The sequence below is a fragment of the Dyadobacter psychrotolerans genome, from assembly GCF_004349265.1.
Classification (GTDB): Bacteria; Bacteroidota; Bacteroidia; order Cytophagales; family Spirosomataceae; genus Dyadobacter; species Dyadobacter psychrotolerans.
Window position 1 is genome coordinate 373,422 of sequence record NZ_SMFL01000001.1, and the last position, 12,150, is coordinate 385,571.

The window sequence follows — 12,150 nt, forward strand, 5'->3', positions numbered from 1 at the left end:
ATTTTTCACAGCTGTTAAAAAAATCCATCTTATGAACAGAAGAAATTTCCTCAATATAAGTTTGCCCGCCACAGGGGCCATCCTGATTGGCACCAGTCTGATACAATCCCAGGCACTGGCCGATATTCACCAGCAGTTTTCAGGCAAAGGTGATTTTGATGCATACGATGTCGTCATCAACGGAGCCGGGATGTCGGGTTACTTTGCCGCCATTCATGCAGCAAAAAAAGGGCATAAAGTACTGCTTGTCGAAAAGCGGTCCAGTCCAGGTTATGAGATTACAGCCAAGGGAAAATTATGGCTGGGAGCAGATGGCTTTGATAAACTGCGTCCTGAATTTACCCAAGTATTGCTACCTGCGGAAGAAGCTGAGGAATTACAGAACAAAACAGGTAAAGGTTTTGGTAACAGCCAGTTTGGTGACGAAGTGCTGCTTTTTTCAGGAAGTGTACGTAAAGGGTTGTTAAAAAGCCTTTTAGCAAATAAAGTTCACGTATTGATGATGACGGACGTCTGCGGGATTTTGTCGGACGACCAGCAGGTACAGGGTGTGGTTCTCGCCAGCAAACATGGTATCCATTCTGTTAAATGCAAGAGTTTTATCGATGCTTCCGATCAGCTGCTTTTCAGTCGCGCGTTGTTGGGGCAACCTTACAAAATCAAAAAAGCAGGTTTTGTACTGGAAGTTTTAAAAGCCGATAAACCTCAAAAGAAAAGCCTAAAAGTTACTGATCAGTTTGGTATTTCGGAGGGAAATTTAAAATTTCATCAGGGCAAAAGATCAGCAGACCAGCTGATGATTGAATTTGAATTCCCTGTTTCTTCGCAAAACCTGGAAGAAATAGAACATCAGGCAAGACTTATTTCCGGAAAACTCGGCGCAAGTCTGCCGACAATGGACGCCTCGTTGAAAAAGGCAAACATCAATCAGTTTCCCCTTGAAACCTCTATTTATCTTGAAGACAGCAAATTACCGGTTCCGAAATTAAAAGGTCATTATCTACTGGCAGATTCCGTTAACGAAATAACAGGCAAATCATTACTGCAAACCGAAGCTGCTGCCCAGGCAATCGTAAACGGACTTAAATTTGGAAAAACAGGTACCAAAATAAAAACCCTGGCAATCATCGGTTCCGAAATTCCTGCCAGCTCACTAACATTTACCGACGTTGATGAGCCTGGTCTGTCCGTTCCATTGCAGACCTGTGCTTTTAATTATGAACAATTAATTAAAAATAAACAGCAATGCCAGGTTCTGGTAGCAGGCGGCGGAACGGCCGGTGCACTCGCAGCTTTGGGCGCTGTTGACAAAGGAGCCAACACCATTGTTGTTGATTATTTCAATGATCTTGGCGGCACCAAAACGATGGGCGGTGTGATGGGATATTATCACGGAGTGAAAGAACATAAGTTTTTCAAAAAGCAAAACGACGAAGCCGAACGTATTGCTTTTGAAACCAATATGTCCAAAAAAACCGGCCGTAAACTTTATCATCTTCAGGGAATTACAAAAGGCGGCGGAAGGTTTTTAGCCGGAGCCATGATGTGCGGATCCGTTGTCGGCGGCAACACTTTAAAAGGAATACTGATTTGCCGTCATGGTAAGCTGGAAGTAATTCAAAGTAACGTAACCGTTGACGGAACGGGCGATGGCGACATTGCAGCCTTTGCAGGAGCAGCTTTCGCGCTGGGTAGTTCCCGCACCGGCGAAACTCAGAATTACAGTCAATGGGATGTAGCAGCGACAGGAAAGTTACCTTCTGCTACAAACAGGGATTATGACATTATCGACAATACAAAAATATCGGAATTACAAAGGGCGCTTTTCCTTTCGCATCACGAGGCGCACCATTACGATTTTCACCCTTTCCTGACCGTGAGAGAATCCCGCCGTATCGAAGGGATTCACATTCTGGATTTGATTGATGCAGTAGAAGGCAGGCATTTTGAAGATGTACTTGCCCTGGCGAGCAGCGATTTTGACCCGCATAATACCGGCACTTCGGAGTTTACCAAATGCGGTTTTCTACTCCCCCATTCCAATGATATCACGGTTGAAATTCCTTACAGATGTATCGTGCCAAAAACTCTGGACGGGCTGCTGATTTCCGGCAGAGGAATAAGTCAGACGCACAATGCTTTGCAATTTACCCGTATGACGGCCGACCTGATCGTGCTGGGTTACATGACCGGACAGATTGCTGCTGATGTTGCCTGGAAAAATATTCAGCCAAGAAAATATGATGTTTCGCGTCTGCAAAAGGAATGGGCGGACCTCGGTTATCTTCCTGCCGATTATGCAAAAAAGCCGAAAGGCGATTTGCGAAATGACGATGCCGAAATTAACCGCAGGATTACTGAACTTGCAAAAGGAGCACCGGAATATTTATATGAATGCAGCAGGCTTCCAAAAGAAAAAGCGCTGCCGCTTTTAACGGCGCAATTTAAAACAGCGCCAACCCCACAAGGTAAGTTACTAGTTGCCAAAGCACTTGCCTGGTTTGGCAGCACAGAAGGAAATGATTTGATTGAAACGGAATTGAAAGACCTCTTTGCACAGGAACTGGAAATGGGTTATCCAAAAGGTTATGTTGATGAATATGATTCGATTCGTGGCCGGAAGAAAAACATGCTCGAAGGAATTTTTTGGAAAATAAACCAGAATATTGCTTTGCTGGCCATGTCGCCCAGTCCGGAAAATAACGACACAATTCAGTACATTATCGAGAATACAGCCTCAGGAGGTGGAATGGTTGAGCGGACGAGTGAATATTACAACGGAAGGATCGATTTAAAGATCATTCCCTTTCATAACCGTATTTTAAATTTGTGTTTCTACGCCGACAGGGTTGCTGATCCAAAGTTTATCACCGCATTTGAAAAACTCTTAACAGACCCAAACATCCGTGGTTTTCAGACAGAAGAATACGACAAAGTACGCTGGCGGGTTTTTGGCGGCGGTTTGGAACTGAACATCGCGGCAGCTTTGGCAAGATGCGGGTCCAAAACAGGTTACGATCTTTTGGTAAAGTATCTGGATGATGTTCATTATAATTTCAAAAATTTTGCTGCTTCTGAGTTAAAAACGCTGACAAAATCGGATTACGGTTTCAATGCGGCGGCGTGGAAAAAGCATACGGCAAAACTGAGTTATCCTCAGCCTGGTCAAAGTCTCAAAGCTGAAATAGAGGTTTAGACTTTATGTTCAATATATTTTTAAAAGCGCTGTTAATCAATCTATGCTTTCTGGGAGCCGTATGCTCCCAGACTGAAAGGGCATTTTATCAAAGTGAAAATTTAAAAAAAGGCAATCTGAACCCGATGCCTGGTGAATTTTTCATTAAGGATGACAAGCAGGAAAAAGTAGCGGTTGCAGCACTTAAGGATGAAAACGAAATGCTGTTTTGGTATCGCCGCGTGGATACGGAAGTTTGTCTAACCGGGGAATGCAACCGGATCGATGTCGGAATTTACTGGGATTGTACCGGGAGTTTTTATGGCCTGGAAGTATACCGCGAACCATTGACAAAAACCGACCATAGCAATTTCTTTCCCGCCGATTATACCAAACTGATTTCCATCCTGAGTAACGACTGGTCCAGTCTGCGCGAATATGAATTTACCGATCTCCTCGATGAAAAACCAGCTGGTGTGGATGGCATTTCGGGAGCTACCAAAAGTGAGATTGCCTCCGAGGCCGTGCGTGATGCTGTGTACACCACCTACACAATCTGGCACCTGATCCACCTCGGTGAACAGGAACAGCTAAGTACCTTAACGCTGGAATTTTTAAAATCTACCGATCTGATTACCAGGCTGATCAACGACAAGGATAAAAAATACCAGCACTTTCTGCTTGATTTAAGTCAGCAGGGAAAACTTCCGCAAACCAGGCAAATACAGGATCTGATTCTAAAAGGTTTAACCACCAGCGACGATGCGGTTTACCGCGATCTTGCCATTAAATCCATTACAAAACCAACTCTGGATGATCCCCGTTTTCAAAACGAAATTGGTAAAATTTACTCCACAGCTCAAATCAGTGAGAAAGTGGAGCTTTTGACTTCTTTAAAAACGTTTAACCTGTCAGACAAAAAACTTTATGAAGCACTGGAAGCAGATCTCAATTCGCAAAATGAGTGGCTTTCGGTTAAGATTCTGAATGTCCTCAAAAACAGCCCTACCCATACCGACAAAGTGACGTCATTTGCAAAAAGCCTTCTCGAAAGTACCAATGAGTTTGTAAAAAATTCAGCAGCGCTTTTCCTGAATTATTAAAAGTAGAGTCAATCTTCCTCTCTGAACCTTAGTTCAAACTTGACTTTTTACCCTTTCTTGTAACTGATTCTTCACGTACGTAAACTACTTTCCATTTTAATAAAAAAGCCATTAGTATAGAATTGCTCGAAAACATAGATTTCAGGCGTAATAGACAATCTTTCAAATTTTTCTTCATATCTATTGATACTTGTGCATTGAAATGTTAACCGTATGCTTTTACTTTGTCCCATTAAGTATATAGTCTTTATAGATTTATACTTATTTCAATAGTAACCTAAGACTCACGATTAACAATTTAAGTATGTCCCAAAAGTATACAATTTCCTTTACCGGATTGAAAACGGCGTTTCAACTGTTTCTACCGGGTATCATCGTTTTCAATCCTGTTCCATTGCTGGCAGAAAATCCATCCGGATCAGCAGTTGTTGAAACCGTTATGGAGTATGAAAAGCATTCAGTCACTGAATGGTCAGGAACAGCCAGGCCAAAACTTCGTGTATCCAAAGAATTTTCAATAACAGGATCCGTAAAAGACGAACGCGGAGAAGCCTTGCCGGGTGTCAACATTTTAGTAAAGGGTTCCTCACGTGGTGTTACGACCGATCAAAACGGGAATTTTACTATCCAGGTCGATACCGATAATCAAACTCTCGTATTTAGTTTCATAGGCTACCAATCGCAGGAGGTACAAATTGGCGGAAAAACTTCAGTTTCAGTTATTTTAAAAGAAGATGTTTCCCGATTAAATGAAGTGCTTGTAGTTGGATACGGAACACAATCGAAAGCAGAACTCATTGGCTCAGTTGCGCAGCTAAATGCAGAAAAGATCAACAACCGTACTGTCCCGCAGCTTTCCCAGGGATTGACGGGCCAGCTTCCGGGTGTAAATATCCGGCAGACATCCGGCCAGCCCGGATCCGGAGGAACGCAAATACAGATCAGAGGTGTAGGTTCTTTTGGTGCTTCCACGGACCCTTTGATATTGGTGGACGGTATTCCAACAAGTTCTTTCAATAATATCAATGCCAATGATGTCGAATCGATTTCTGTTTTAAAAGATGCTTCTTCGGCAGCCATTTACGGAGCCCGTGCAGCTAACGGAGTAATTCTGGTCACTACAAAAACAGGTAGAGAAGGAAAGCTAAAAGTGTCTTACAACGGTTATGTCGGGGTTCAAAAGATGACCGCAACCCCGCAGTTTGTAAATTCGGCCAGGTATGCCGAGCTCATGAACGAGGCAATTCCCAATACCTATTCCGAAGCGCAGATCAATTCATTTCGCAGCGGAAGCGATCCGGATAACTTCCCAAACAGTAATTTCGTAAAAGCGGCTTTAAAAAACAGTACCATCCAAACGGCACATAACGCAACCATTACAAACGGAAGTGCCAATTCACAATATCTGCTTTCGTTCGGTTATCTTCATCAGGATGGAATTGTCGTAAAAAATAAATTTGACCGTTACAATCTGCGTTTGAACCTGACCAATGACCTTAAAAAAAACCTGAAACTGACAACCCGTATCAGCGGCGTGCAGGCTCTCGACAACCAGCCCGCTCCTCCGGCTACGCTGGATTTTAGCGATATGCTGAATACGATCAGCAATGTGGTTCGCTTTGCTCCCATTTACAGCATCAAACAGAGTAACGGCGACTGGGGAACAGGCCTTACAAACAAGGGAACACCGGTTTCTTATCTGGCGAGTGAGTCATTTTACAAAAGCCGCTCAACGGATCTGGCAGCAAACACACGCCTGGACTGGACTGTTACGGATGGTCTTATCTTATCAGCCTTAGGCGGATACACACAGCTAACTGAAAGATCAACGCGTTTTTTAGCATCACAAAAACTGACATCAACCATTAATCTCGGACCGTCGTCACTAACCGAGGTTAACAGCAATAATCGCTACAAAACATTTCAGGGTTTTGCTGATTATAAAAAATCAATTGGCAATCACTCGTTTGGAATTTTGGCAGGATATTCTTTCGAAACGTTCTTTGAAGAATCGCTGTCGCTAAGCCGTGCCAACCTGCCTTCTAATGCTGTAACTGTAATTAATGCAGGGGATGCAAATTCTCAAACTACCCGCGGTGACGCAGGAGAGTGGGCGCTGGAATCTTATTTTGGAAGAGCCCAATACAATTTTGCCCATAAATATTTGCTGGAAGGTACTGTCCGTTATGATGGATCTTCCCGTTTTCCATCAACCCAAAAGTATGCGGTATTTCCATCCATTGCTGTGGGCTGGCGATTGGGGGAAGAACGTTTTATCAAAGACAATTTTACCTGGCTGAATGAATTAAAACTAAAAGCATCGTACGGTGTTCTTGGAAACCAGAACATTGGAAATTACCCTTACCAGAATTTGCTGAACACGGGTTACAATTATGCTTTTGGCAACACCATTGCAAGCGGTGTGGCGAGAACGACCATTACTGATACAACCCTGCACTGGGAATCTACCCGGACCAAGGATATTGGTATCGAGGTGGGTTTGTTCAAAAAACTCCTTTCTTTCTCGGCTACCTATTTTGATAAATACACATATGATATCCTGGTTAGTCCTTCGGCAAGTGTTTCCAATGTACTGGGCTTCACAGTCGGACAGCAGAATTCGGGCAGTTTGTCAAACAAAGGATGGGAGTTCACATTGGAACACCGCCACCGGATTGGTGAATTTTCTTATTCGGTTGGAGCCAATCTGACCTATCTGAAAAATTCGATTCTTGATCTGGGTGTAGGAAACATCAATCAGCCTAACGGCCTGGTAGGAAACGTAAGTACACTGTTTATCGGGCAGCCGCTCAATATTTATTATGGTTATGAAACGGATGGGCTGTTTACCAACGAAGCAGATGTTACGGCCTGGGCAAACCAAACAGCAATCGCACCAAATGCAAAACCCGGAGACATCCGTTACAAAGACATCAGCGGCCCGGAAGGCGTACCAGACGGCAAAGTTGATGCTACTTACGATAGGAAAGTGCTGGGCAGCACCATTCCAAAAATTAATTATGGCATTAACCTGGGTGCCAATTACAAAGGATTTGATTTATCGATCCTTTTGCAGGGCGTTTCGGGCGTGAGCGGTTACCTGAACAATTATGCAGGATGGGCTTTTTACAACCAGGGAAATGTCCAGCAATGGCAGGCAGACAATCACTGGACTACGAACAATCCAGACAGAAACGCGGCTTACCCGCGTATGGAAGTGATTACAAATCAGGGAACAAACAATACACTTCAATCTTCCTTCTGGGTATTGAATGGTTCTTTCCTTCGTTTGAAAGCGATACAATTGGGTTATACAATTCCTTCGGTGCTGACGCAAAAGCTTAAAATTGATCATGTGAGGTTATATGCAAACGCTGAAAACCTACATACGTGGAGTCAATACCGTAAAGGCTGGGATCCGGAAATCAACAGCGGAGGAGCTTACTATCCGATTCTTGCAAACTTCACTTTCGGTCTTAACATTACTTTCTGATATTATTAAAAATGAAAAAATTAACTCTGTACCCAATCCTTGTAACGCTGCTTTTTTTGAGTGCATGCCGGGATGAACTGGATAAAAATCCGTTGAGCAGTTATGTCAATGAAAACTTCTGGACTTCCGAGTCTAATACGCTGCTGGCCCTGACGGGTGTATACCGCGGTGGAATTCAAATGACGGCAGCCCCAACAACCAATGCGGAATTTTCTCCAACGGACTGGTGGTCATATCACGGACTGATTATGATGGATGTTGCAACCGACAATGCCTATGACCGGCGCGGGGAATCGGCGGCCTTCAACGTATTGACCAACGGAAATCTAACGGCTGTAAATGCCAACGTGAATAGCTATTGGACAGTAAGCTATGCACGTATTGCCCGCTGTAATTATTTCCTGGAAAATGTTTCAAAAGCTCCCCTGGACGCTGATAAACTCAAGAGGTTCATTGCAGAAACCCGTTTTTTACGCGCGACCCAGTACTTTTATCTTTCCCAATTCTTCGGATCTGTACCATTAGTAAAAACCACACTGAGTCTGCAGCAGGCCAATACGGTTTTCAAGGCGCCAAAAGCAGAGATATTATCGTACGCGTTAGCTGAACTTACTGCCGCAGCCGCTGATCTGCCTGCTTTTGCCAGCATCACCTCCGCGGAACGTGGACGGGCTTCCAAACAGGCAGCACTGGCATTTCTTGGAAGAGCACAGCTTGGAGGCGGTTTATATAAAGAAGCGGCAGCAACTTACAAAACAATCATCGATCTTGCTCAAAATACCATTGAAGCCGATTATTCAGGTCTTTTTAACGGGACCAATGAATCGAGTAAAGAGATCATTTTTGCGACTCAATATCTGAAAGACCAGGCTCCAAACGCAATGAGCCAGCACTTCTTCCCTGCAATAAACGGAGGATGGCATCTTTTTAATCCACTGGGAAGCCTGGTTGATTCCTACGAGTTCACGGACGGAACGCCATTTTCCTACACCGACCCGAGATACAAACCTAACGATGTGGGAGCGAATCGGGATCCCCGTCTTAAACTTTCTGTTTTGTACAATTTACAAACATTTCAAAATCAAAAGTACATTACCCATCCTGATTCAGCGAAATCAGTCGACCAGCTTACCACTTCAAAACAGGCGACGAGAACTGGTTTTGGCATCAGAAAATATGGCTGGGAAGGACTAAGCGGCGACCTTCAGAATTCAGGAGTAGACCTGCCCATTATTCGTTATGCCGAAGTGCTGTTAAGTTATCTGGAAGCGAAACTGGAAGCCGGTGACGCCATTAACCAGGCACTTTTGGATCAGACTATTAACGCTGTTCGCGGAAGGGCAACGGTTAATATTGCAAAGGTTACTGAAACCGATCCCTCAAAATTGAAAGTAATCCTGCGCAGAGAAAGACGAAACGAATTTGCATTTGAAGGATTAAGGTTGTGGGATCTTTTGCGCTGGAAAATTGCAGGAGAAGTTCTAAAAGGTGATTTTTACGGAGCAGCTTTTCCGGGTGCAGTAAATCTCCGTAAAAAAGGAACGGCGGTAGATCCATACGGAAGATGGTATGTAACGACCAAAAATTTCAGGACAGGAACTGACGAGTTATGGCCGGTACCGCAAAACGAAGTAAGCATTAATCCTAACCTTAAATAATTTTAATGAAAAAATTAGTAAAAGCAGCCTTGCTCTGTCTGTGCGTAACCTCAGTACAGGTTTCAGCACAAACCGCAAAAAAGCCACGTCCGAATGTAATTTATATTTATGCCGATGACCTCGGTTACGGCGATCTGAGCTCTTATGGCGCAACCAAAATCAGTACGCCGAACGTTGACAGGCTGGCAAAAGAAGGATTGAAGTTCACCAATGCCCACAGTACTTCCGGAACCTGTACACCTTCCCGTTATGCTTTAATGACGGGCCAGTATCCATGGAGAAAAAAGGGCACGGGCATTTTACCGGGAGATGCAGCGCTGATTATTCCGCTGGAGCATAAAACACTACCGTCTGTTTTTCAGAAAGCGGGCTATAAAACCGGTGCTGTCGGAAAATGGCATCTGGGTTTGGGAGAAGCTGACCAGAAAATCAACTGGAATGCACCCATTAAAAAAGGTGTAAACTCCGTCGGATTTGATTATTCATTTGTATTTCCCGCAACTTCTGACCGCGTTCCTACCATTTTTATTGAAAACGATAATGTTGTTGGAAGAGAAGAGAATGATCCGATCGAGGTAGATTACAAGCAGCCTGTCGGCAATGAACCAACGGGTAAAGATCATCCGGAACTGCTTAAACTGCAATCGTCACCAAACCATGGTCATAACAACACAATTGTAAACGGTATTGGGAGGATCGGATACATGTCGGGAGGAAAAAAAGCACGCTGGACGGACGAAGAAGTAGCACACGTCTTTGTCGACAGGGCTGAATCTTTTATCGAACAGCATCAAAAGGAGCCTTTCTTTTTGTACTTCTCATTAAATGATATTCACGTACCAAGAATGCCCAGTACAATGTTTAAAGGAAAAAGCGGATTGGGTTTACGTGGTGACGCCATTTTACAGCTCGACTGGACAGTAGGAAGAATCCTGAAAAAACTGGAAGCACTGGGTATTGAAAAAAACACGCTGATCATTTTCACAAGCGATAACGGCCCGGTACTTGATGACGGTTATGCAGACGGCGCTGTAACTCAGCTTAACGGGCACAACCAGCTTGGACCTTTGCGCGGCGGGAAGTACAGTGCTTTTGAAGGCGGAACCAGAGTGCCTTTTCTGGTTCGCTGGCCGGGAACAGTGAAGGCTGGCGCCGTATCGGACGCACTTGTTTGCCAGATAGATCTGATCGCTTCTTTTGCCAATTTGTTTGGACAAACCCTGGCAAAGGAAGATGCGCCGGATAGCCAGAATCTGTTTGAAACTTTTACCGGAAAGAACTTGAAAGGAAGACAGATACTCGTTCAGCAGGGCGCCGCTTTTTCATTGGTTAAAGAAAACTGGAAGTATATCGAACCTGCGAAAGGACCCAAGGTTGAAAAACTAACCAATGTTGAATCCGGAACAAATGATGACCCGCAGCTCTACGATCTCAGAAAAGATATTGGTGAGAAAACAGATTTAGCTTCACAACACCCAGAAATCGTGAAGGAACTGGCAGCCATCCTGCAAAAGATCCGGGATGAAGGCCGAAGCAGACAATAAATTTTAAACGATATTATGATAAAATGTCCCTGCCCGATCCGTTGTTCAGGGACGTTTTATTTTAAGATTTTCAAAGGTAAATCCATCCAGGCCAGTCCAATGTTTCTGCTCATGTGGCCGATACTATTCCCCTCGGCTGCATCATACAACAAAGCGAGCTTGTTCCCAACCTGAATGACAGAAGGCATTCCTATTGCACCTTTTGACCAGGAACAATTGGTTTTATCAAGGACAATGGCCTTATTTTCAGAATTCCATTTATTGATATCCTTCGACCAATATACCCAGATTGCATCTGTATATTCTTCCTTTCTTTCGTTGATACCAATGTGATTGGTAAACAAATACCAGGTCTTCGTTTGTTTATCAAAAAAAACGGATGAGTTTTCTATTTGCTCGGTCAAAGGAAATAACGGAGTTGGTTCTATTTCCCAGGACTGGTTAAGGTCATGGGTCCGGGCAAGACCAAGGGTCCTTTTTGTTCCGGTAGAATCCTGCATGGCACCGCTAAAAAACTGCAGATATTGTTTGCCATTTTTTACTATAAATCCCGGGCTGGATGTAACAGTGTAATAACTGTTTTCTTTTGGCGGCAAAGGCGTTACATCGTATTGTTTAATCCACGGTCCGCCAAGCGAATTTGAGCGGGCTTTCATCGTCAGATACGGGAATGCGGGAATTCTGTAAGGCGGAGGTGTTGTGTTGGGAGTGCCTATGTAGAACATGTGCCAGATATCCTTTTCTTTGATAACCCAGGGAGAAGACGCACTTTTTGAATCGTTTTTACCCGGCTCTCCGAGTGTGAGTATTGCTCCTTTCTTTTCCCAATTTCGTAAATCACTGCTTTTGGCCAGGCAGGAAATCCAGCCGTCCTTACCGGCTCCGTCATAAAAGAGATAATATTTATCTCCGTCCTTATTTACAACTGCTTCCCGTGCACCGTAAGTATCGCAGCTATCGGGACCTCCGTTATAACGCATCACGATCCCCTCATCCTGACAATTAACCCGCAACAAAGCAGATGGTCGCCCGTCACTGTATGTTACCTTCTGAGCCGATGTTTTGAAACCGGTTATAATCAAAACAAAAAACAGAAAAAGCCTTGCGGAAAGCCTGCATAACATAAGATTAAAATTTATCTCTTTCGTTTTAATACTAACACAGTAAGATAAATCCT

The 12,150-nt window shown here is 43.9% G+C and carries 6 protein-coding genes; 5 read left to right on the forward strand and 1 reads right to left on the reverse strand.

The window, feature by feature from the left end; all coding sequences use genetic code 11:
* Positions 1-31: 31 nt before the first annotated feature.
* From E0F88_RS01675 to E0F88_RS01695, 5 genes are all read left to right on the forward strand, one after another.
* The gene (locus tag E0F88_RS01675) at positions 32-3,196 is read left to right on the forward strand and encodes an FAD-dependent oxidoreductase (RefSeq protein WP_131956022.1); all 3,165 of its coding nucleotides are present in this window, start codon (positions 32-34) and stop codon (positions 3,194-3,196) included.
* Between the two features lie 5 nt (positions 3,197-3,201).
* On the forward strand, positions 3,202-4,278 hold the full coding sequence (locus E0F88_RS01680; protein ID WP_131956024.1) for a hypothetical protein: 1,077 nt from the start codon (positions 3,202-3,204) through the stop codon (positions 4,276-4,278).
* A gap of 304 nt (positions 4,279-4,582) precedes the next feature.
* Positions 4,583-7,771 carry a SusC/RagA family TonB-linked outer membrane protein gene (locus E0F88_RS01685; RefSeq protein WP_131956026.1) on the forward strand — a complete coding sequence of 1,063 codons (3,189 nt, stop codon included), beginning with the start codon at positions 4,583-4,585 and terminating at the stop codon, positions 7,769-7,771.
* 11 nt (positions 7,772-7,782) lie between these two features.
* Positions 7,783-9,429 (forward strand): RagB/SusD family nutrient uptake outer membrane protein, encoded by a 1,647-nt coding sequence (locus E0F88_RS01690; protein WP_131956028.1) that lies wholly within the window; start codon positions 7,783-7,785, stop codon positions 9,427-9,429.
* 5 nt (positions 9,430-9,434) lie between these two features.
* The gene (locus tag E0F88_RS01695) at positions 9,435-10,973 is read left to right on the forward strand and encodes a sulfatase family protein (RefSeq protein WP_131956029.1); all 1,539 of its coding nucleotides are present in this window, start codon (positions 9,435-9,437) and stop codon (positions 10,971-10,973) included.
* Between the two features lie 56 nt (positions 10,974-11,029).
* On the opposite strand, the gene E0F88_RS01700 is transcribed toward E0F88_RS01695, so the two are convergent.
* Complete coding sequence (locus E0F88_RS01700) at positions 11,030-12,097, reverse strand: glycoside hydrolase family protein (protein WP_131956031.1); 1,068 nt, start codon at positions 12,095-12,097, stop codon at positions 11,030-11,032.
* Between the last annotated feature and the right edge of the window lie 53 nt (positions 12,098-12,150).

Coding starts and splice junctions, on each gene's coding strand:
- E0F88_RS01695 (WP_131956029.1), top strand. CDS start 9,435: ATGAAAAAATTAGTAAAAGCAGCCTTGCTCTGTCTGTGCGTAACCTCA.
- E0F88_RS01690 (WP_131956028.1), top strand. CDS start 7,783: ATGAAAAAATTAACTCTGTACCCAATCCTTGTAACGCTGCTTTTTTTG.
- E0F88_RS01675 (WP_131956022.1), top strand. CDS start 32: ATGAACAGAAGAAATTTCCTCAATATAAGTTTGCCCGCCACAGGGGCC.
- E0F88_RS01700 (WP_131956031.1), bottom strand. CDS start 12,097: ATGTTATGCAGGCTTTCCGCAAGGCTTTTTCTGTTTTTTGTTTTGATT.
- E0F88_RS01680 (WP_131956024.1), top strand. CDS start 3,202: ATGTTCAATATATTTTTAAAAGCGCTGTTAATCAATCTATGCTTTCTG.
- E0F88_RS01685 (WP_131956026.1), top strand. CDS start 4,583: ATGTCCCAAAAGTATACAATTTCCTTTACCGGATTGAAAACGGCGTTT.